The organism is Legionella rubrilucens, assembly GCF_001468125.1.
GTDB classification, from domain to species: Bacteria; Pseudomonadota; Gammaproteobacteria; order Legionellales; family Legionellaceae; genus Legionella_C; species Legionella_C rubrilucens.
In genome coordinates, this window is the sequence record NZ_LNYT01000022.1 from 13,671 (window position 1) to 37,223 (window position 23,553).

The following is a 23,553-nucleotide window of genomic DNA, read 5'->3' on the forward strand; positions in this document are numbered from 1 at the left end:
TCGCTTACTGAAAAGACCCTTTAATTTTTTCAGCCAACTTGGTATCCAATTTACTGCCTAAATCAAAATAGTTTGCATGAAGCCATTCGCCGATTTTTTTGGCGGCGTTTTGCTTTAAAACAATTTTTCTTGTATTGATAACGATCGATTGCACTCCTGCCTTGACGATGGCGCCACAGAGAATTTGTAACTCGTTCAGGATATCCTCTTTCTGGCTGGCATGAATGCCGACATTGGAGTTCCCATCTGTCATTAAAACCATAATGTATTGGTGTATCCCAATGTGTTTCGCATATTGGATCACATCAAATACCTGCATCAAAGAAGAGGCCAAGGGTGTAGCATCACCCGTAGGTAAAATATCAAGATGCTTCTTAGCCAACTCAACACTGGCCGTTGGCTGCAGAATAATTTGACCCGCTTGACCTCGGCACGAGATTAAGGCCACCTGATCACGGTGAATATAAGCATGCTCCAACAGGCTAATGATCGTTCCTTTGGCTTGTCTCATGCGATTGATGCCCATACTACCGCTTGCATCAACAACAAAAATAAATAAAGTACCGGCTTTGGCAGAGTACTGCTTGACATGAATATCTTCTTTTTCAATGACTAAAGTTCTGCTTTCTTTTTTTCTGGCTTTTTGCCAGGGCGCCGCTGCGCGTAGTGTTGCAATAATATCAATCGGCCCCTTGTTGGGATCACCCGGCCTACTGCGAATATGATGGCCATGACTTGCCAGCGTTTTACCCTGAGAGCCTGTTTTGCTTGACGACTCCCTGGAGCGAAAGGGAGATAAATTGATAATATCAGAGGGTAGAATGACTTCCTCTGATTCAAAAACTGTGTCCGCCATTTTCTCAATCTCGGCAGAGAGAGCATCCAAATTGTCTAAATCCTGATTATTCTTGTTGCCCTCCAATGACGAGGGTTCTCGTGTCTTCCAATCAGAATCATAATTTTCAAGCGACGTGTTCTGTTCTTGCTCTTCTGTTGACGTACTGTCCTGACTGTTAGAGGATTGCTGCACTTTATTTTCGTCCTGAAGAAGGGTTGCCAGTTCCTGTTCACTGATTTGGGCTCGGGGGAAAATAACGCATTTTAAAGCCAACTGGATGTCGTCATCGAGAACTTCATCTCGAAGAGCCAAGGCAGCAGCCGCTCGGGCCGCTTCCACAGCAAAGATATCCGCGCGACTGCCCTCCACTTTACAGTAAGCAGCCACTTCAACAACGTTTCTAATCTGCTCGGTGGTCAGCTCGATTTTAGGCAACAATTCACGCGCGCTTTGAATAACGCCCATTAAAATTTCTTCTTCATCCTGCCATTCTGCCTCAAGGGCTTCATCGGTCAGAAGATTATGAGTGATTATTTTTTTCCTCAACTCGCTGCTGTCATTCCCTGGCAGATGGACATGCAGTCCCACGCGTTCCATCAAATGTTTTCGGGGGACGCCCTCGTCAGGATTGTATGCACCAATCAACAGAAAAGGGGTTTGTATCGATTTACTGATGCCTGTGGTTTCAATGCGTAAATAACCTGCATCCAGGGCATTCAGTACAATATTGCTGATGTTGGGGGATAAGAGATTGATGCTTTCGCAAATTAAAATGCCATGATTCACCTTGCTGAGTAAGCCGTCAGTAACGACTTTATGACCGCATCTTATGGTTTCCTCAAGGTTAACCCCGCCAAGGAGATTCGCTTCATCAATATGCACCGGCAGGTTTACCAGGTTTTTGCCGGCAAATAAATTCGCAGCCGCACTGCTGAGTAACGATTTTCCACTACCCGCTTTCGCCGACAGCATCAGGCCTTTCAAACGCGGATTAATCGCTAAAAGAAATAGCGCCTTTTTTGCCAGCTTTAATCCAACCATGGCGGGTATGGGTAAGGAGTTAATGCTTTTCATGAGGCAATCCAAGGGTTTCGTGAACTACATTATCAATTTTGGTCACATCATCGATGGTTTCCAGCGGATCTTTTCTCAATCGATGACTGAGTGCCAACGGGGCTAATACTGCCAGATGGTTGAGACTGACTTCTTGTTTTTGTTCAAAGGCAGCCAAGGCCGCACAGGCCCTGCATAACGTGAGTTCGCCACGATGCCCATCCACATTCAATTTTGAACAAATTTCCGCGATTTTATAAATCACCGCCTCGGGGAGAACAATGTGAGGCAACTTTTTTTGTGCCTTTTTAATCCTGTTTTGCAGTTTTTGTTGTTCTTTCTCCAAAGCGAGATTAAACGCCGCTGGATCCTGGTCAAACAGACGCCGTTTCTGGACCACATTCATTCTGTCTTCCACACTGGTTAAGGTTTCAATATGCGCGCTTAGACCAAAACGGTCCAGTAATTGCGGCCTTAAATCCCCTTCCTCCGGGTTGCCGCTTCCTATCAGGATAAATTTAGCGGGATGACGAATGGAAATTCCCTCTCTCTCAACGACATTGACGCCACTGGCTGCCACATCCAACAGCAAATCCACCAGGTGATCCTCCAACAGATTCACCTCGTCGATGTAAAGAATACCGCGATTGGCTTTTGCAATAAGCCCTGGCGAAAACGTCTGCTTCCCCTGCGTGAGTGCCGTCTCTATATTCAGAGAGCCCACGACACGGTCTTCTGTCGCACCAAGAGGTAAATCGACAATGGGCACGCCCCGCTTAATAAAAGCCGGTTTCATTTTTTCTCCAAGCAGGATCTGGCACTCGGGACAATGCACTGAAATGTTCTCAGGATCACAGCCATAGGTACACGTTTTTACTGCTTTTTGAGCAGGTAACAAGGCATGCAGAGAACGGACAATGGTGCTTTTTCCCGTTCCGCGATGCCCCATAATGAGCACCCCTCCGATGCTGGGATCAATCACATTCAAAATCAAAGCGGTTTTTAATCCGTGTTGTCCCACAATACCGGCAAAGGGATAGACTCTATTTGGACTCTGTATTGTTTCCATTATTAATACCTTCAATTTTGTCTTCGATTTCATCATAGAAACTTTCCAATGCATTGAGCATGTCTTCATCGGCATCCCAGGCGCCGCGATTATTGGCCTCCAGTAAACGAGTAATCATATTTCCCAGGGCTTTGATATTCGCTTTTTCCAGCCACTCCCTTTTTTCCTGATTGAGAATAAAATTTTCTGCCATTTCATCAAAAACCCATTTATCGATATTTTTTTCAATGGCAGCCATGCCTAACACATTAGTAAACTGATTACCCAACTCAGCCGCTCCCGCATAGCCATTGTTCATCAGAGCTTCATGCCATTGGGGGTTGAGTAATTTGGCACGCACTTCTCTGGCAACCAATTCCTTGGCCTCATTGATTTTGGTTTTACCGGCATAGGTTTCTGCATAGATCAAATCAATTTTTTTCTCTGAAATCCGTTCAGCCACCATACGCAAAGCACCGCTGCTCGAAAAGTAAAAGGGAATGTCGGTTAAACCGTATTCGGTGCTATCCATGAGTTGAAACGTATTGTCTACAGTGGCCAGCATTTTTTTGAAGATTTGCGGACAAGGCTTCCCTTGTTTCACTCCGCCATAACTGAACGAACTGGTTTGAATCAGTGCTTTTTCGAGTTCGTCTTCGTCTTCCCAGGCAGACTCCTGAATTAATTGATCAATACCATTCCCATAACGCCCTGGGGGTCTTGAGAAAATACGGGAAGAAGCATCTTCTTCGGAAATACCTGCATTCAAAGCCTCCAGATAGTGCTTACGGATATAATTTTCGCTGACAGGCTCTTCGAGATGCGATAAATCAATGAATAATGTATCTAATAGATTAACTAAATGAGAAAAGGAGTCCCTGAATATGGCACTCATATCCACACAGACATCAATGCGAGGACGCCCCAATTTTTCCAAAGGAATAGGCTGGTATCGATAAATTTTACCCTGGCCATCATAAAGTGGTTCAGCTCCCGTTAAACTTAAAATCGTAGCCAGCGATTCCCCTTCTGTTTTAATCGTATCTAACGCCCATAAGGTGATGGCAATGGTTTCGGGGTAGTGTTGATCGTGCTTTTGCAGGAAGCGTTGAATCAGTTGTTCGCTTAACTCCTTACCACGCGGAAGAGCGATAGGGTCGGGTAAACGCCAGGGATCCGTCCCATAAATATTACGGCCGCTGGGCAAAGCGATTGAACCGCTACGCAAAGGATCTCTACCTGGCGCCGGCGCCACATAACCGCCAGCCAGCACATTAACTAATACATCCGCCTCATGATTATTATTCGCGCAATGATACGCGATGCGAAGTCCTTCTTCGACAATGGGAGTTAACTCATCCAAAGGACAAGCGGTCGCGCTGCCAATTATTTTTTGCCAGGCTTTTTTAACATTGGATTGATTGATGATGGTGGCATCAATCAGCTGACAGGATAATTGCCAGGCTTTCCCTTTGTCACACCCCAGCTCACGCCGGATTAGTTCCGACAAACCAGGCTTTTCGCCGACATTGACGTTAAGAATTGAATAACAATACATTTTTATTTCTTCAAGACCATAGTTTTTACCAAAAACATGCAGGCCTATACTGATGAGATGCTCTTCTATGTCGTCAATGTAAGCACCAGCCCGTTTCCTGAAGTCAGCGTCTGTTTCATCGGGCAACTTCTCCAAATCAAAAAAAACGTCCTCCAGCGGCAGATCATGATCAGCCAGTGCCGTCCTCATCTCGTTGATACGCGAATAATCGCCCACCCTGACGTAAGGGGGTAACATATGGCTTACAATCACAGAGTTTGCACGGCGCTTGGCAATAATGGCCTCGGATGGATTATTGAGGGGATACAAGTAGATATTGGGCAAATCCCCGAGAAGGATATCAGGCCAACAGGAAGAGCTAAGGCCCAGTTGTAACCCGGGCATCCATTCTACCGTACCGTGCATACCCACATGAATTAATACATCAGCCCCCCAACATTCCTTAATCCAACGATAAAATAAAACATACTGGTGATGAGGGGTGAACTCTTTATCGAAACAGAATTGCATGGGATCCCCTGGCACCCCAAGAACAGGCTGGACGCCCACACACAGGTTACCGAACTCTTGAATATTTAAACGAATGGTCTGTCGGTCAACCGGATCAATATTACCGGGAGGATTCCCCCATTTCGCGTCAATACGGGCCTGAGTTGCACTATCTAATAATTGACGATACTCCTGGACAGAAGCCTGTTTGGGTGCATTACGCCCTTCAAATCGACTGATCATCGCCTTGCAAGCCTCTTCCTCCTGGGGGAAGTCGTCGATGCTGTAACCTTCTTCACGCAAGCGTTTAACCATTGAAAGAAGCGAGAGCGGGATGTTTAGCAAGGCCGCGGTCCCTACTTTTCCCTGTCCGGGGGGAAAATTATAGATCACCAGGGCGATTTTAACTTGCTGCTTCTCTTTCTTTCTTAAATTAACCCAACCTGACACCTGATTGGCGATTTGATGAATCCTGTTGGGTATACCCTGAATCAGGTTTTGCCGCATTGCCCCTGAGATTAAGGGCACTATCGCGCCATCCATTTCGGGTATGTCATACATCAGTATTTTTTGAAAAGAATCAACACCGACACCACAGCAGGCTTTCTTTTTCTCAAAAGCACATTCCAGACAATCACGGTTTTGGGCCACTAGGGGCGGAACAACCAGATAAGGGATATTCAGCGCGGTTAATAATTCTCCCGATTGGGTTTTATAGAGACCCGGGGTACCCGCAATGGCAGGTCCCCCGACCAACGAAAATCCCATGGTGTTGACGATGCAATCAATTTTCTTTTGCAATAACCATTTTCTGACCGCAACCTGCGTTTCAACTCCGGAAGCAAAAATGGGTATCACTAACAAATTTTTTGCCAACAAGCTCTCCGCCACGTCCTTAATAAAAGGCTGGCGCTCTATGGCATATTGACGAAAAACCAATAAAGCAATCGTGGGCTTTGCTGTAGACGAGGCGTTATCGTTTCGCTTAGCGCTTAAATACTCCTCCGGTGAAACGAACAATTCGCCGGTGAATGGATCAAAACAGCCTATAGATGGAATAATTTTGACCGGTTTGTACGTCACATCCAAATCAAATATTTCTCGGGCGATAAAGCGTAATAATTGCTCGCGATTGTAGACATCCGGCTGTCCCCAATATAAAACGATGTTGATCCAATGGGTCACATCCTTGTATTTTTTCGGGATAAATGGCAGCAGCCTGGCTGTGATTTTACTGAGTTTGCTGTACACATAAATTACATCTTCCTCGCGGCCGCCCGAAAAAAATTTTAGAACCTTCTTCAATGGACCAGGCATTCCCCCGGAGGAATTCTTCATACTGTAATTCCCTATCCTGGTCAATTGCATTAATTCGGGTATGCAGGCAAAACAAAATACGCCTTTAGGATTTTTTTGCTTTATTAATTCGATGAGCCATTCCCCCATAATCCCGTCATTTACCAGATGAATGATAACAAACGAATCCTGGTCTATGGATGATTCAATATCGGGGCATTTGCAGTATGGATTACCACAGGGGCTCGGGCATGTGGCTTGCCTTGAGCAATCCGAACCGGAGAACAATTGCACTGGGAGCTTACTGGTACTTTTCTTCAGGTTTGCAACGGCATCTCTCCAGGTGAGAGTATCACTTTGTTGGACTAAGGATATTATGACAATATTTGCCATCCACATAACCCCGTTGATTATCGTTATCAGTAAGAAAAATGAGTCGCTAGCAATTAATTGTCGTTTACACGATTAGTTTAAATATAGGAGACGAAAGGCAATTCCTCAATTGAATAATTTATATACAGCGATTAATTGCTCAACATGCCAGCCTTACATGAATTGCATTAAGTGATTTTTTATCGTTATCCTCTATGAAAAGTGGTCAAGCTATTGACAGCCATGATGTATTGGCATGGTCGTTGCAAGCTCTTTAACACTTGAGGCTGAGTTTTGTGTCCAGGCGCTTAGAAATGAATGAAGTCAACCCCAATCAGAAGATACTCTTTCAATCGCCGAAACGATGCATGGTCACTGTAGCCTGGATGCTTGATTTACTTTATTTACCCAATTAAGTAAATTAATCATGTCATTTTAATTCCACACTACTATACCAGGGAGGGTATATGAAATTAAAGGCGGCTCTATCGGTAGCTTTGTTTTTGGCTTGTCATTGGGCCTCGGCTCAAGTAATCAAAATTGATGACACGCTAAACTCATCCCAAAGTGCCTGGGAAATTCCTTTGGAAAAAGGAAGCCTCACCTTGGTTAATGGTACAAAAAGCAATCTCCTCATCCATGTTCAAATTAACCAGGGGGTGATTGGTCTTATTAGTAAAGACAATGCCATTTCAAACTGCCTGGTTGATCTCAGTGCTGAATCGCACGCTGAAATCGGTTTATGCGAACTTGAGCCGAATGGGGCGTTGGAATTTGATTTGGATTTTGTCTGGGCAAGCTCGCATTATCCCAAGCCGGCCTCTGGCTTTTACACCGTGCAGCGAAGCTAGCCAATGGCGCCAGCCAGCGTAGTCTGGGAGGGGGCTGCCCTCCTCCCAGACCACGACGGACTGAAGTGGCTGAATAGTATTCGCCACAACCCACGATTTATAATTTAATCCCTCGCAATCGCAGCGCATTACCAATCACGGAGACAGAAGAAAGGGCCATGGCTGCTGCGGCAATCATTGGACTTAAAAGCATGCCTGTCATGGGATAGAGGATACCGGCTGCCAGCGGCACACCCAACAGGTTATAAATAAAAGCAAAGAACAAATTTTGCCGGATATTACGCATCGTCCCTTCCGATAAACGACGAGCCTTGGCAACACCCCGCAAATCACCTTGCAATAAGGTGATGCCTGCACTCTCGATGGCCACATCAGTACCGGTCCCCATGGCAATACCGATATCGGCTTTTGCAAGCGCTGGGGCATCATTCACACCATCCCCTGCCATGGCCACCACCAAGCCTCGATCTTTCAACTCACCCACGATGCGACTCTTCTCGTGAGGCATGATTTCCGCCACCACTTTTTTTATACCCAGTCTAGCGGCTACCGCCTCGGCCGTTTTTTTGCTGTCCCCGGTGAGCATGACAATGTCCATACCGCTTTGTTGAAGTTCGCGAATAGCCTCAGGCGTGCTCGATTTAATGGGATCTTCTACCACCAGAAGCGCCACCGTTTTATTATCCACTGCCATGAACATCACCGAAGCGCCCTCCGCACGAAGTTCATCAGCCCTTTCAAAAAGGGACGCATTATCGCTCCCATGTTCCTGCATTAATTTCACATTACCAACGGCCACATGGCGGTTACCCACCTGACCTGTAACACCTTTGCCAGTAGGCGCCTCAAACGCTTTCACGGCACTAAGGGACAACCGCTTTTCTTTGGCCGCCCGCACAATGGCATTGGCCAGCGGATGCTCACTTTGATGCTCAAGAGCGGCTGCCAATGCCAATGCCTCATCCTCTTCAAACCCGCCATCGGTTATAATGCGCGTTAGCTCAGGGTGTCCTTCCGTCAGCGTCCCTGTTTTATCAAGTACCAGCGTATTGACCTTTTCCATACGTTCGAGGCTTTCAGCATTTTTGATCAATACTCCGCTTTGTGCGCCTTTCCCAACCCCCACCATGATGGACATCGGCGTTGCCAGGCCTAAAGCACAGGGACAGGCGATGATGAGTACGGATACCGCAGCAATCAAACCATAACCAAACGCGGGTTGTGGACCAACCAACGCCCACAGCGTAAATGACAGCGCCGCAATCAGAATCACGGCAGGGACAAACCATCCTGAAACCGTATCGGCCAATCGTTGAATCGGTGCGCGGCTTCGTTGCGCATCACTTACCATCTGCACGATGCGCGCCAGCATGGTATCGCTGCCCACGTGAAGTGCTTTCATGACAAAACTGCCGGTCTGATTGATTGTCGCACCAATGACTCTTGCTCCAGCTTCTTTAACAACGGGGATGGGTTCGCCGGTGACCATGGATTCATCCACAAGGCTTCGTCCTTCCAGCACCTCCCCATCCACGGGTATTTTTTCACCCGGACGAACACGAAGCCTGTCACCGATTTTCACCTGATCGAGTGCTACTTCTTCTTCACCGCCTTTATCGTCCAACCGGTGCGCGCTTTCAGGGGCCAGTTTCAATAAGGCCCGGATAGCACTCCCCGTTCGCTCGCGTGCTTTTAATTCCAGAACCTGCCCCAACAGGACCAGTGTCGTAATGACTGCGGCGGCTTCAAAATAGACCGCCACGACCCCGTCATGACCTCGAAACGCGGCGGGGAATAATCCAGGCCAGACAGTGGCTACCACGCTATAAACCCAGGCTACCCCAATGCCCATGCTGATGAGAGTAAACATGTTCAGTTGCCGAGTTTGCAAAGAGGCCCAACCCCGTTCAAAAAAAGGCCAGCCTCCCCACAATACCACGGGTGTAGCCAGCAGCAATTGCATCCAGTTGGATGCTGCGGCAGGGACAAGCGATTTAAACCCATGGCCCAGCATCTCCAGCAGCACAACAGGCAAAGTCAGTACGGCCGCTATCCAAAATCGACGCTTCATGTCCAGGTACTCGGGATTTACCTCGTTGACAGTGATTGTTTCCGCTTCCAATGCCATACCACAAACAGGGCAAGTTCCAGGACTGGACTGGCGAATTTCCGGATGCATGGGGCAGGTGTAGATGACTGCGCCCCCTGTTCTGGGCACAGCGTCATGCGGCTGGCTTGTTTTTTGTTCCTGATGACAACACGTGTGCGCTTTGTCTTGAGTAGTATGTCCCTGGTGATGGTCCTGTTTCATTGCTCCTCCCCAATCTGTTTTTTCAATGCCTTGACTAACTTGTTTTTTACCAAGGCATCCACAATTAAATCACTGACATCAATAGCATTCGTTGTATGGCTAATTGTATTACAGGTAACAATTTGGGTATCCTTCATTCCTGCTAACATGGAATAAGCATTTTCTGCAAAAAGGGCATGCACCCCCAGGCATGTCACTGACTTCACGCCCGCAACCTGTAAATAGTTCACGGCCTCTATCATGGTTCCGGCCGTAGAGATGATGTCATCGACTATGACGGGATGAAAGGATTCAAACCCCGGGATAGTTGGCCCTGTAATAGCCACGTCTTTGTCGCCCCGTCTTTTTTTTTCCAAAATCATGTAAGGGAAATGTCCCTTTTCTGCAATGTCAGCAACCCATTGCTGGCTTTCCCTGTCTGGCCCAATAATAATTGGCTTCTTCACATGATTTTTGATCCATGCTGCTGCAGGCGATGCGGCATGTAGAACAAAGGTCGGAATGCCATAGATTTCATCTAAGGATGAGTAGCGATGCAGATGGGGATCGATGGTCATAAGCCAGTCAAACGATTCTGACAGCCATTCAGCAAAATAACGCGAGGTCACTCCCTCACCCTCCTGAAAACGTTTGTCTTGACGTAAATAGGGAAGGTAGGGAGCAATCAATCCGATTTTTTTAGCCCCTAATTCCTTAGCCGTTTTGGCAAAAAACAACAATGACAGTATTTTTTGATCAGGCTGGTTCAGGCTGTCGACGACAATCACCTCGCGGTTGTTAATCCTTGAATTAATTTTCACGTACCATTCGGTATCCGGGAAACGATGTAAGGTGACATCGCCCGCCTCCATGGGAAGCGCGTCTGTTAGTCGCTTACTGATTTCTGAAGCGTTAAATAAGGAAAATAAAATGGGTTTCAAGGCGTCTCTCCCAGGGTTTAGAACACTAAGCCCTCTTTGTTGAGCCCGAACTTGCGGTTGTTGATCCAGGCCACATGAAATCCGGGCGCCTGCTAAATAACCGGATTGGTTAGCTGTCCGGTAAATCAATTTTAATTTTAAAGCCAACCGCCAAACGTAAGGCATTGACAATAGCAAGAATATCAATGCACTCCTGAAGTATGGCACCCATGACTGGGCTTATAAAGCCAGTTGCTGCAAATCCCATTCCGATGAGACTCAAAAGCATACCCCCCACAGCACTCTGGGCAGCGATCGACCTCGTGCTGATACTCAAATGGATCAGTTCATCCACTTTAGTCAGTGTGTTTTCCATGATAACCGCGCCTGCGGCCTCGGCCGTAACTTGGCTATGCTGTCCAAAGGCAATTCCCACGGTGGCTGCGGTTAAAGCAGGTGCATCATTGATGCCATCCCCCATGAACACCGTAGGCGCTTTTTTTCTTTCACGACGCACAATGGCTAATTTTTGTTCAGGGCTTTGCGAGGCATAAACCTCGGTAAAAGGAACTAACTCCGCGAGGTAATTCACCTCTGATTCCCGATCTCCGGAAACGAGCATAATTTTTTTAAATTGATGAGCCGGCGTCAAATGACTGATAAATGATTTGCTCTCAGGCCGCGGTGCGTCATGAAAATGTAACGTGGCCGCATAGTGGTTATCTAACAGAATAATGCACTCCAGACCTGGGGAAACAGGAGGCAGTAAGGATTGACATTCAGGCATCCTTTCTAATAATTTTTTTCGGCTTGTGACCTCCACTCGTCGATGATTCACGAGGCCATTCAGACCCTGTCCCGGCTTTTCCGACACGTTTGTCGATTCGATCAAATCAATATGCCGCTCTTGTGTTGCCTTAATGACAGCACTTGCAAGCGGATGCCTGGAATAACGTTCGAGACTACCAACGTATTGCAATAGTTGATTGTCGGTATAATGGGAGACGGTATAAATTTCAGTTAACGTTGGTTTTCCATAGGTCAATGTCCCTGTCTTGTCAAAAATAGCCGTTTTACAGGTTGGTAATTGTTCCAGGACAACCGGATTTTTAATAATGATGGCCTGTTTCGCCGCTCGTGAAATAGCACTGATGATCGTAATGGGGATCGCAATTAATAAGGGACAAGGCGTTGCAATCACCAGCACTGAAAGAAAACGAATGGCATCCTGTGTAAAATACCAGGTGCCCGCGGCGAAAAGGAGTGCCAACGGTGCAAAGATAGCCCCAACCTGGTCGCCTAATCGACGGATGGATGGACGTTTTTGCTCTGCCTCTTCTAATACTTTTACAATAATTGCATACCTTGAATCCACTGGCAGCTTAGTCGCCTTAATGACGAGCACGGATTCTCCGTTAATGGCTCCCGATAAAACAGTGGCGCCAGGCGCCTTGGAAATTTGATAGGGTTCGCCGGTCAGATAAGACTCATCCATCGAGCCATTGCCTTCAATCACAAGGCCATCAACAGGACAGGTTTCATGCGGGTAAATAACCAGTTCATCATCAATGGTTATGCCAGCCACAGGAATATCCTCAATTCCTTTATTCATTTTCCGGTGAGCAAGGGTGGGCATTCGTTTTACTAACGCCAATAAAACAGAAGACGCTTTATGCCGTGCATAGCGCTCCAGGGTTTGACCACTCGCTAACATTAAAATAATGAACGACGCAGCTAAATATTGTTGCAAGACAATGCCTGTGACTAATGCGATTGCCGCCAGAGAATCAGCACCCCAATTCCCTTTGAGCAGTTTCAAAAATATCTGCAAAAATAACGGTATTCCGCCAATGACAATTAAAAACAGCAAAGGAACCTGAGTGAAGCTCGTATTTAAAAAACTCAAGATAAGATGGATACCAATAGTCATGAAAGAAAGGATGGCAATAAAGACTTGCCAGCGGGATTGTAAAACGTGCAATAAAATTCCAGTTAAACGTTCTCTCGTCATTGAATAGCCGCTGCCTTATTAATCATGATCACTGCCGATCCCGTGAATCGCCCCTGCCGCAGATCATCCAGGGCTTCATTAACCTTGTTGAGAGGGTAAGTATGAGTTTCTGTTTTAACCGGTATGGCAGGAGCCAAGGATAAAAATTCCTCTCCATCTTTTCGAGTTAAATTAGCCACTGAACAGAGCGTACGTTCTCCCCAAAGCAGTTCATAAGGAAAACCAGGAATATCACTCATGTGAATTCCAGCGCAGACCACAATCCCGCCTTTGATTGTATTTTTTAATGCGGATGGAACCAAGGCGCCAACCGGAGCAAAAATAATCGCTGCATCCAGAGGGTGTGGCGGCGATTGATCCGCATCCCCTGCCCAGGTAGCGCCTAATTGACAGGCAAATTCCTGGGCTTGGGTATCCCCTGGACTGGTGAAAGCATACACTTGACGTCCTTGTTTGCATGCCACCTGTGTCAGGATATGTGCCGCTGATCCAAACCCGTATAATCCCAGGTGTTTGGCCTCCATGGTCTTTAATAAGGCACGATAGCCAATAAGCCCTGCACAAAACAAGGGCGCAGCCTGCACATCCGAATAGCCATCCGGTATGGGAAAACAAAAGCGATGATTTGCAACACAATACTCTGCAAAGCCACCATCAATCTGATATCCAGTAAATTGCGCCTCATCGCAGAGATTCTCCCGGCCGGTCAAACAAAATTGACAAACACCACAGCTGCCGCCTAACCAGGGAACCCCAACGCGCTGCCCCACAGCAAACGAGTGAACCTCTTCCCCCAGAGCTTCGATAACGCCAACGATTTGATGCCCTGGCACTAAGGGAAGTTTGGGATACTTCAATTCGCCGTCAACCACATGCAGATCGGTTCTGCATAGACCGCAGGCGGTGACTTTAATCAGAATTTGGCGAGCGCCTGGTTCGGGTCTTTCAATTTGGGTATAGATTAATTTTTCATTACTGCGTTCCATCACCATGGCATGCATTTTCATTACGCATCCTCGCATAAGGTTGCAGAATCAAGATAAGAAGGAATCTCACACACCCAATTAAATTTTTGCTCTATTTGAGATTTTAGTGCTTGAGCCGCTTCTTTTTCGCCATGAGTGATAAACAGTTTGCGAGGCGCTTTTTTTAGATGGGCTAACCAATTGAGCATTTCGATGGAATCGGCATGGGCCGAGATATTCTCTAACTGTACTATTTCAGCTCGTATTGGAATCATTTGCCCAAACATCTTTATTTCTCTCTCCCCACGAATCATCCTGTCGCCACGTGTTCCACCGACCTGAAAACCACTGAATAAGATGGTGTTTTTAGGGTTCGGGGCAAACTGGCGTATGTGATGAAGAATGCGGCCGCCGGTTGCCATTCCACTCGCTGAAATGACCACAGCCGGGAATTGCTGGTGATCTAAAGCAATGGACTCATCGACTGAGTTTATGTAATGAGCTACGGCGCAGACTGCTTTGTTTTGCTCTTTCGTTAATCGATTTTGTTCAGCATAACGAGAAAAAATTTTTGTGGCATTGGTTGCCATCGGGCTATCAACAAACACGGGAATATCAGGAATTTCATTTTTCGATTTTAATTCATAAAGATAATAAAGTAATGACTGCGTTCTTCCAACAGCAAACGAAGGGATAATAATAGAACCGCCCCGCTTTACAGTACGGTTGATAATTTCTTTCAACCGAATCGAGGGGTCCGTGTTGTCATGGATGCGATTGCCATACGTGGATTCAATAACAAGAAAATCCGACGCCAGAGGCTCTTTGGGTGCAAACATCAGCGGATCGTCCTGCCTGCCCAGATCGCCTGAAAATAATAGGGAGGTATGACCCTGCTCTAAACGAATGAAGGATGCGCCTAAAATGTGACCACCATAATAAAAGGTAGCCTGTAGATTTTTAGCAATTTGGATGCGATCTTCAAAAGAAATGACCTGAAAATAATTTAAGGAATCTTCCGCTTCCTGTTGGGTATACAGGGGTAAGGCAGGATGATGTTTGGAGTAGCCCTTCCGATTGGCATAACGTGCATCTTCTTCCTGAAGATGACCGCTGTCTGGCAATAAAATACTGCATAAATCTTTTGTTGCCGCTGTGCACAATATTTTCCCGCGAAAACCATTTTTTATTAACAAAGGAATATAGCCGCTATGGTCAATATGAGCATGGGTCAATAACACATAATCAATTTTTTGAGGGTTAATCGGGAGATTGGCCCAATTTCGTAACCTCAACTCCTTATACCCCTGGAAAAGGCCGCAATCGACCAATAGATTGATTTGATTGGTTTGAATAAGGTATTTCGACCCTGTGACTGTTTGTACCGCACCTAAAAATTGAATTTTCATCGAGTCTCTAATAAAAGAAGGTTAATGGTATAAATGAATCGGTTGACTGAGCCCTCAAGGCGGCAAATAAAATTTCTAATCAGAGCAGTAATTCATGATATAACTCCAGGTGTTGTTGAGCGAGGGCGGGTGATGAATAACCCTGTGCGACCTTCAGCGCTTTGGTGCGCAGGTTTTGATACTCGTTGTCGGGAATTGTTAATAGTTCCATTATCCCATCTGCTAATTGTTGGGCAGATTCATTGCTTATAATTTTCCCTACTGCAAAATACTCAGGTCAGTGGGGGGCGTATGTGAAAATAATCAATTAAAAAACAGGACACAAAAAAAGCTAATGAATAAAACCATTCGTTAAGGAATTCATAAGCCCAGCATCCTTTTCTGAGCACCTATAATTCAGGATCAGCAACCAAGACCCCAATCCCTGGTTCTATGTTTTTTATAGCATTAGTCTTCGCATCATGACAATCAGATTTTAAATACCGAGTTGCATGTGGGCAATAATTATTCTAGTTTATAGGAATGATGGGCGTGTGATTGAGGGTTCGCTTGACAAACAAGCATAAGCTTTCACTGAAATATTTAGGCATCAACACACATAAAGAACCGATTGTTTATATGCGTGCGGATTGCCTTATCTGTAAATCAGAAGGCTTTAACGCTCAGGCCAGAGTGATGGTGACGCTCAATAATTGCTCCATTATTGCCACCCTGAATATCATTGAAACCGATCTTTTGAAACATAATGAAGCCAGTCTGTCTAATTATGCCTGGAAACTGCTGTCAGCTAAACAAGGCGATGAAATCACTGTCACTCACCCTAAAACACTCGAATCAGTCAATTACATTCGATCCAAAATTTATGGAAATGAATTAAGCAAGTCGCAAATCGATTCGATTATTAAGGATGTTGTATCAGGACACTTATCCGATATCCACATCGCCATGTTCATTGCTGCAAGCGGTGGAAACCGGTTAACCAGGCAAGAGATTCTTCATTTAACCCAAGCGATGATTGATACCGGTCAGAGAATACACTGGTCAGCTCCGTTGATTGTGGATAAACATTGTGTGGGCGGTTTATCAGGAAATAGAACCACGCCTATCGTGGTGGCCATTGTCGCAGCCTATGGCCTTTTGATTCCTAAAACCTCTTCCCGGGCCATTACCTCCCCAGCAGGAACGGCCGATACCATGGAAGTCTTTACTACGGTCACTCATGATATCCCGGCAATGAGAAAGATCATAGAAAAGGAACAAGGCTGCATCACCTGGGGTGGCGCCATAGGCTTAAGCCCAGCGGATGATTTACTTATCAGGCTTGCCCGCACGATAAACCTGGACAGCATGGGCCAAATGGTTGCCTCGATTATCTCAAAAAAAATTGCAGCGGGTTCGACTCATATTGTGATTGATGTTCCTATTGGGACCACGGCCAAAATCAGAACCTTGGGGCAGGCAGAACAGCTTAAGACCTTACTGCATTTTATCGCTGAGCAATTTGATATAAAAATAAAAGTCATATTGACGGATGGCTCCCAGCCGGTTGGACGAGGCATTGGTCCTGCGCTTGAAGCACGCGACATCTTATCAGTGCTTCAAAATGAAGAGCAGGCGCCGGAGGATCTTCGCGAACACGCCCTTCTCCTGGCAGGGCATATCATTGATTTTTCTCCTAAAAAAAATACCCTGAATGGATTAGCCATTGCTAAAAGCATTCTTGAGAGTGGCAAGGCGCTTGAAAAATTTAAAGCCATCTGCGAAGCACAGGGCGGCATGAAAGAAATTCCGATTGCGCCATTCGTTTACACCGTGGAATCAAAGTACTCTGGTTTAATTCGAAATATAGATAACCGGCATATTGCAACCATCGCCAAGTTAGCAGGAGCGCCTAATGCAAAGTCAGCAGGCGTTGAGCTCCTGGCGAGATTAAATTCTAATGTTGAGAAATCTCAGGCGCTTTTTAAAATACACGCAGAAACAAAAGGACAGCTTCATTATGCATTGAATTTTTTTAATGAAGGGCATGATATTTTTCAAATTGAGGAAAGCATCTGATTGTTGTCATTTCATTCGGTCCTCAAAGCACGATTGATAAAGTGCCAGATCAGTCCGACAATGATTAAACCCAACCCCACAATCCAAATGCTTAAGGGCACCCAGAATGCCAGAAACAAACAGGCCAGTAATCCACCCACGGCAAACGCAGGATGATAGAGCCTGACGTCTTTAGGTAAACATAAAGCGGCAAGATTGGTAATGGAATAATAAATTAAAACGGTGAATGCACTGAATGCCCATGTGGTTTCAACATTACCTGCGAAAACAAGGCCAGTAATCGCAATACCTACCCCTGTCACCGCAGCAACAGGAACACGCCCCGTAACCGGCACACGGGCGAACACAGCAGGCAAGTCCCCCTGTCTTCCCATAGCCAAAGCGACACGTGAAAGACCAAGAATGAGGTTTAGCAAAACCCCCAACATGGCGGTGCATGCACCAAAAGCAATCATTGTTCCAAGACCGGGTATGTCCATCGTACGCGCAACCCTTTCGAGAGGTGTTGCACTGCCATGAGTCATTTGTGCCAGATTTTTTGCTCCCACAGTTCCTACAGCGACCAAACTGACTGCAGTATAAAGCATGGCGCTGACCGTGAGCGTAGCAATAATGGCGCGCGGGATGATGGTTTTTGGATTTTTAACTTCCTCGCCCAGAGTGGCGACACGGCCATACCCTGTGTAGGCTACGAACATCAATGCCGTGGCATAAAAAAATTCACCCAATCCCTTTTCTGAAGGAAAAAATGGCTGCAGATTATTCAGGCCTTTGCCAGACAGGGTTGTTAATCCAAAAAAGACAAACAATAGCAGCGCGATGAGGGTCACTGAAACAATCAGAATGTTTGCCCAATTGGTTTTTCTAAGGCCGCCTAATACCAGGACGGTGAGTAAAGCTGAGGTTATCGCGGCGATAGGAATCAGCGGAGTAGAATCCATAGGAAGCAAGTGGATTAAATACCCCGCAAAACCCAGTGCCGCAGTCGCCGCTGACGCAGTCTTTGCGCATAAAAACATCCACCCTGCTGTAAAACCAAGGCAGGGATGCAGATAGCGGTACCCATATTCATAAGTACCCCCGCTCACCGGATGATTCGCTGCCAATTGAGCACTGGAAAAAGCATTGCAGGTTGCAACCAGTGAAGCCAGTAGGATAGCCAGAATGACCGATGGCCCAGCTCTCCCTGCCGCGACCCCAACACTGACAAAAATACCAGTGCCTATAATAGAGCCCAGGCCCATCATGGTGGCGCTGAAAAACCCCAATTCACGTTTAAGCCCATGCTTTTGCGAGTCTGTTTTCATTCTATTCGTTTCTTCCTATCCAGTTCACAAGGAGCAGCTTGTGACGAAGAGGATTATCAAATAGTCACTTTGCGCCAGTCGGGGGAACAACGTCAAGAGGCAGTGTAAACACCAGGGTTGAAAACACCTAATGTGATTTACGCAATCCCATTGAGGCACTATGATTTAATAAAGGCATGATGAAAAATAAAAAAGCCTTACCTGTACTGGCACGGTAACGCTCAGGCTTGCCTGATTATTCACTTGGATGATGGAGAACGCATGGATGATTTAGGCAAGGTAGCCTACTTTGGTAATACCACCTGGTTGCCTCTTGCATTAAAAGCCTTTTTACCTCCTGCTTTTTTATCAATGATATGCATTATTATTGGGCATTATGTAGGCTTTCTTGCATTCCATACCTTAGCCGAACTCATCGCGATTATCATCAGCCTGATTGCAATGACGGTAGCAGTCACCTCAACGCGCTTTACCAAAAATCAATTTGTGGTGGTTATTTCATTGACGATCGGATGGTGCGCTTGCCTTGATATAGCCCATGTATTAGTTTACAAGGGCATGTCACTTATACCGCTTACCGGGGGAAATGAAAGCACACAATTTTGGATTTCGGCTCGTTTCATCCAGGCATTGTCATTTGTAGCCGCCACCTATTTTTTCCGTCATGCCTTGCGTGTCTGGCTCCTTAATTTAACCCTTCTTACCCTGATATCCCTGATTTTAATTGCTGTTTTTTCAGGGTATTTTCCTCAGACATTCATTGATGGATATGGGGTAACCCCGTTTAAAACGTACAGTGAATGGGTCATTATTCTGGTGTTGTGTTTCGCCTGGCTGTTACTTTGGAAAAACAGGGATTTTTTGACCAAAACCTCTCTGTTTTATCTGTCCATGAGCATTCTGACAATGATCATCACCGAGATCTCGCTTTCTCACTACACGAATTTGTTTGGCATCGAAAATGGCATCGGCCATACCTTAAGGATTTTTAGCTATTGGTTTATCTATGTCGCGTTGGTCATTCAAACATTAACCAACCCCTTCAACTTGCTCGCTCAGGCGGCTAATACCTATGATCATATTCCGGACGCCACATTAATTGTTCAAACGGATAGCTGCATTCGTCAGGCTAATTATGCGGCCGGTTTAATGAGGACAATGCCCGCTGAAAAACTGGTCGGCCAGTCATCCCATGCGCTGTTTCATAACAAAGGGATACCACAATCCTGCTGCCCAGTCTGCTCACAATTACCCAATGCTAAAATCCCGTTTAATGCGGAAATTGAAACCGATGGCGGCTTTTGGGTGGAATGCAGTTTATCCCCCATTCATTCCGATTTTTTCCCGGATGCCTGGGTACAGGTGATACGGGACATAACCCCGCGTAAACAGCTTGAACTGGAACAAAATCACTTAACCCATGTGCTTGGGGAGCGTCTTAAGGAACTTAAATGCCTCTATCGTATTTCAGAGTACAGTGGGCATAAGACGATTAATATTGAGGAATTTTTTGCCGAAACTGCAAGGCAACTGCCCCTGGCCTTTCAATTTCCTGAACTGATGGTTGCCAACATCGAGTCAATCTGGGGTAAATTCAGCTCAAATTCGGATGCCGTGTTCATCTCGGAACCATTAACCAAAGAATTTCTTATCGACTCAAAATCCAGTGTGCGTATCGAGGTGGGTTATATCTATCCCCCTCCCTCGTCCAGCTCGCTTTTTTTACCCGAAGAAGCCACGTTACTTGATTCCGTCTCCACCATACTCGCCAGCACGGTGGAACGGATACTTTATGTTCAACAAATAACCATGTCCCGCGCCAGTGAAAAGTATTTTCAAGCCTTTATTGAAAAAGCAGGAATTGGTATCTATGTAAGAAATAAAGAAAAGTTTCTTTACGTCAATCCCCGATTTTGTGAAATCGTAGGCAAGAGTAAGGAATCACTCTTAACCATCGGCCTACTGGATTTGGTAAAAGATCAACCCGCCCAAGAATTCATTCTTAAAAATTGGACGCTACTTGACCAGGGAGAGCCCAATCTCTCTTACACTTTTCCTTACCTGAGAGAAGATGGCATGACAATTACACTCCGGGTAGATGTGACCGCCATCTCCTGGGAAGGCAATTTTCAGTATTTGTCACTGGTTCAGGATATTACCGAAATTCAAAAAGCACGGGAGAAAATAGAGGACTACGTCGCTCGCCTGGAGAAAGCGATTAAAGGAACATTCAGAGCTGTATCCAACATGGTGGAGTTCCGTGACCCCTATACAGCCGGTCATGAATATCGCGTTGGACTCATCGCCAAGGCCATTGGCCAGGAATTGGATTAGTCACCTGCACGGTGTGCCTCGCTTGAGCTCATGGGATTGGTGCATGATATCGGTAAAATTTCGATTCCGGCAGAAATTCTTGTGAAACCTGTCCGATTAACGTCAATTGAGATGGAGTTAATAAAAGGCCATGCTCAAACAGGCTATGATATTCTGAAAGATGTTCATTTTGATGCTCCTGTGGCTGAGGTTATTTTACAACATCACGAACGGCTGGATGGCAGCGGTTATCCGCGCGGTTTAAAAGGAAATGACATTCTGCCAGAAACACGGGTAATCTCCGTGGCCGATGTTCTCGAAGCCATGTCCTCTCATCGACCCTACAGACCGGCTTTAGGTATCGAAGCGGCTGTAGCGGAAATTCAACGCGGCAGAGGGCTGCAATACGATGCCGATGTGGTGGATGCTGCTTTAAAGTTAATCCATGACAACAGACTGCCCCTGCATGAAACGCGGCCAACATCTTCCGACTAAAAATCAATGCGTTACAACGCAGCAAATCCTTCTTTATTTAAACGTTATGTGCAGTATGACTATGGAAAACCTACACTTCTTCCTCCTGTCCAGGGAGAGGACAACCTGGTCTTCTTTCTCAGGAAAAGCCGTGAGTTGATTAACTCCATCATAATGAATGGAGACTTTGATAAGCTGGAAACAGAACGATTAATTATTTTTCTAATTAAAACCAATCATGCCCATACTGAATTCGCACTATACTGGATAAGTAAGTACTGATTTTCGCCTGTTCAGGAGTTCATATGGCTAAAGTGGTGTATCACTCGCTTGATTTTGACGGCTGTTTTAGTAATGAGGCCTCATCCCACGCACTAGGTAAACAATGGACTGCCTCAAAATCAAATCAAGAAACCAATCAGGCTTACCTGGCTGCAAACGCTGCTATTTTAACAACCTTTGCAAAAGGCGATGAAACCATTCTTCTCGTAGGCTCCAACCGTCAAAACCCTCATATCGATTTTAAAAACGGCACGGGGACAGAATATCCCCCAGGCTCTGTATTTCCTAGAATGGAGGCCTTTGCTGATCAGGTGGGCGGAACATTCAATCCTTTTCTGCTTACCGATTTGGAAACGGCCAAACCGGATATCGGTTCAACCTATCGACGATTCAAAGAAAAGGATTATTTACAGGAAAATGGCAGTTACAAGGACAAGGTGGATCCCCGTCAACTCGAAAGCGACGGATTTAGTCTGCAGAAGGATGATGAAAGTAAAGTCTCCTTGCTGTACGCTCAGATGCAACTTGCAGCGATGAATCATCCACACGACGTCATTGAATTTAATTTTTACGATGATCGAAAAGACATTGCCGAACCTCTTTTCACTTTTTTCCAAAAAAATCCGGAGCTTATCCCTAAAAATGTGACGTTAAACGTGATCGGTTATTCAGGACCTGCCTTAACCCGGGAACAGGTCCAGGAGAGCCTCACGCATTTTATCATGCACACAACATCGGATCCTGGCAGTACGCGAACACTGGACGTCCTTAAGGATGCCGAAAAAAATAATTTCCCCGTGCTGATTAAAATTCCGGGTGAGGAAGACACGTTCAATCTGTATCGTCGTAATGAAGATGGCGAATGGGGTTTTGAAGCCTTTGATGGGGTCATTGAGGGATTAGACCCATCAACCTTGAGCGGCAAATTCCCTAAAGAAGGCGAAAGGACCTATCCAAACACTGCAAAAGAACCAGAAATCTTTTCTTATTTAAAAAATCACCACTTTGTCCCTATCCCTTCGACCAGAAGGAGTTCAAAACCCGTCTATGATTATGGCGAGCCCAAGCGCTTTACTCCCGTACAAGGTGAAGGCAGCATTCCAACTGAGGTGGCGGATTGGCTTCCCGCCTATCATTCCCTTCGTGACACAGCCAAAGTTTCGGAAATGGATGATTATAAAATTTCTGTTGCGGAAGGTTTTGACCTGACAGCGTTCATTGCCAGATTACCCTCTCCAGAAACGGGTATTCTTTCTGATAAAAGCCGCGAATACATCGATTTAATGATCGAGAAAAAACGTTTCCAATTACAGGGTGAATTAACCGCTGAGGAGCGCAATGCGTTAGAGTCTTCCTTAATTGAACTGTACAAAGTCAGGATTAATTCAGATAACAAACAACTTTTGTCACAGTCCATAGGCACCGTTGAAGTAAGGGATGCACGCAATGAACTTTGCACCGCGGTTACTGACGCGCTGGAATCACCTGAATTAACCCTGGAAGATTGCCAGAATATGGATAACATTCTCCATCATTCAAACAAGGCGATTGATCCCACCCAAACAACCGAGACTCAATTGAATTCCCTTTGCGAATTGGGGACCCTATCCGATAAGGTTGGCAGCAAAACGTCTGCAAAATTAGCTGCGGTATCCGCCGCTTGCGGTCTCTTTGCTGTAGTAGCCGCCATTGCGGCAATAGCGCTGGCCCCCACGGGTATTGGCCTCGCGATTGGTTTTGCTGTCGCCGGGGCATTGGCCGCTGCAAGCATTGGAACAGGCATTGGCGCACAGATTACAGAAACCAACCTGGCGGATAAGACTCGAAATTTCAAGGACGCATTACAAGACATAAGAGAGCCTTCTGAAGAAGAACCGTCACTGAATCAGGGCTATATTCGGGTTTAGCGGTGCTGGCTTCATGTGCCGATACCACCTAAACCACCATGCCCGCCAAAGCATTTAGCCAGGAGCTGGGTTTAACCTTAACATCCACACTGGCTGTCCCTGTCCATTGTCT

Annotated in this window: 14 protein-coding genes and 1 pseudogene; 5 read left to right on the forward strand and 10 right to left on the reverse strand. The window is 46.0% G+C overall.

Annotated elements, in window-relative coordinates; translation table 11 throughout:
* Window positions 1-4: 4 nt before the first annotated feature.
* The 3 genes from bchD to bchH are packed head-to-tail and all read right to left on the reverse strand — an operon-like array spanning window position 5 to window position 6,681.
* Entirely contained in the window at window positions 5-1,912 is a 1,908-nt protein-coding gene (gene bchD / locus Lrub_RS11740) for a magnesium chelatase ATPase subunit D (RefSeq protein ID WP_058532312.1), read from the reverse strand.
* Window positions 1,899-2,960: a magnesium chelatase ATPase subunit I gene (gene bchI / locus Lrub_RS11745; protein WP_202813757.1), complete on the reverse strand. Its 1,062-nt coding sequence runs from the start codon at window positions 2,958-2,960 to the stop codon at window positions 1,899-1,901. Before bchI ends, bchD begins: the two co-directional genes overlap by 14 nt.
* Entirely contained in the window at window positions 2,935-6,681 is a 3,747-nt protein-coding gene (gene bchH / locus Lrub_RS11750) for a magnesium chelatase subunit H (protein ID WP_082651509.1), read from the reverse strand. Before bchH ends, bchI begins: the two co-directional genes overlap by 26 nt.
* 440 nt (window positions 6,682-7,121) lie before the next feature.
* On the opposite strand from bchH, the gene Lrub_RS11755 reads away from it, so the two are divergent.
* Complete coding sequence (locus Lrub_RS11755; protein ID WP_058532314.1) at window positions 7,122-7,505, forward strand: hypothetical protein; 384 nt, start codon at window positions 7,122-7,124, stop codon at window positions 7,503-7,505.
* Window positions 7,506-7,602: 97 nt separating this feature from the next.
* Here Lrub_RS11755 and Lrub_RS11760 read toward each other — a convergent pair whose 3' ends face one another.
* From Lrub_RS11760 to Lrub_RS15200, 6 genes are all read right to left on the reverse strand, one after another.
* Complete coding sequence (locus tag Lrub_RS11760; RefSeq protein WP_058532315.1) at window positions 7,603-9,816, reverse strand: copper-transporting P-type ATPase; 2,214 nt, start codon at window positions 9,814-9,816, stop codon at window positions 7,603-7,605.
* The gene (locus tag Lrub_RS11765) at window positions 9,813-10,736 is read right to left on the reverse strand and encodes a ribose-phosphate pyrophosphokinase (protein ID WP_058532788.1); all 924 of its coding nucleotides are present in this window, start codon (window positions 10,734-10,736) and stop codon (window positions 9,813-9,815) included. The genes Lrub_RS11760 and Lrub_RS11765 overlap by 4 nt, the downstream gene beginning before the upstream one ends.
* 109 nt (window positions 10,737-10,845) lie before the next feature.
* The gene (locus Lrub_RS11770) at window positions 10,846-12,726 is read right to left on the reverse strand and encodes a heavy metal translocating P-type ATPase (RefSeq protein ID WP_058532316.1); all 1,881 of its coding nucleotides are present in this window, start codon (window positions 12,724-12,726) and stop codon (window positions 10,846-10,848) included.
* Window positions 12,723-13,727: a zinc-dependent alcohol dehydrogenase family protein gene (locus tag Lrub_RS11775; RefSeq protein ID WP_058532789.1), complete on the reverse strand. Its 1,005-nt coding sequence runs from the start codon at window positions 13,725-13,727 to the stop codon at window positions 12,723-12,725. Before Lrub_RS11775 ends, Lrub_RS11770 begins: the two co-directional genes overlap by 4 nt.
* 5 nt (window positions 13,728-13,732) lie before the next feature.
* Complete coding sequence (locus tag Lrub_RS11780; protein WP_058532317.1) at window positions 13,733-15,100, reverse strand: MBL fold metallo-hydrolase RNA specificity domain-containing protein; 1,368 nt, start codon at window positions 15,098-15,100, stop codon at window positions 13,733-13,735.
* Window positions 15,101-15,179: 79 nt separating this feature from the next.
* Window positions 15,180-15,311, reverse strand: coding sequence for a hypothetical protein (locus tag Lrub_RS15200; RefSeq protein WP_272946957.1), 132 nt, complete (start codon window positions 15,309-15,311; stop codon window positions 15,180-15,182).
* A gap of 338 nt (window positions 15,312-15,649) precedes the next feature.
* Here Lrub_RS15200 and Lrub_RS11785 point away from each other — a divergent pair, with 338 nt between their 5' ends.
* Window positions 15,650-17,158, forward strand: a complete 1,509-nt coding sequence (locus tag Lrub_RS11785) for a thymidine phosphorylase family protein (protein WP_058532318.1) — start codon at window positions 15,650-15,652, stop codon at window positions 17,156-17,158.
* An 11-nt stretch (window positions 17,159-17,169) separates the two neighbouring features.
* Here Lrub_RS11785 and Lrub_RS11790 read toward each other — a convergent pair whose 3' ends face one another.
* Complete coding sequence (locus tag Lrub_RS11790; protein WP_058532319.1) at window positions 17,170-18,465, reverse strand: APC family permease; 1,296 nt, start codon at window positions 18,463-18,465, stop codon at window positions 17,170-17,172.
* Window positions 18,466-18,726: 261 nt separating this feature from the next.
* On the opposite strand from Lrub_RS11790, the gene Lrub_RS11795 reads away from it, so the two are divergent.
* The 3 genes and pseudogenes from Lrub_RS11795 to Lrub_RS11810 all read left to right on the forward strand — a co-directional run bounded on the left by Lrub_RS11795 (window position 18,727) and on the right by Lrub_RS11810 (window position 23,441).
* Window positions 18,727-20,799, forward strand: coding sequence for an MASE3 domain-containing protein (locus Lrub_RS11795; protein WP_058532320.1), 2,073 nt, complete (start codon window positions 18,727-18,729; stop codon window positions 20,797-20,799).
* A 21-nt stretch (window positions 20,800-20,820) separates the two neighbouring features.
* Window positions 20,821-21,273, forward strand: a pseudogene (locus tag Lrub_RS11800) (HD-GYP domain-containing protein); the annotation flags it as partial.
* A 284-nt stretch (window positions 21,274-21,557) separates the two neighbouring features.
* Entirely contained in the window at window positions 21,558-23,441 is a 1,884-nt protein-coding gene (locus Lrub_RS11810; RefSeq protein ID WP_058532323.1) for a hypothetical protein, read from the forward strand.
* Window positions 23,442-23,553 lie beyond the last annotated feature (112 nt).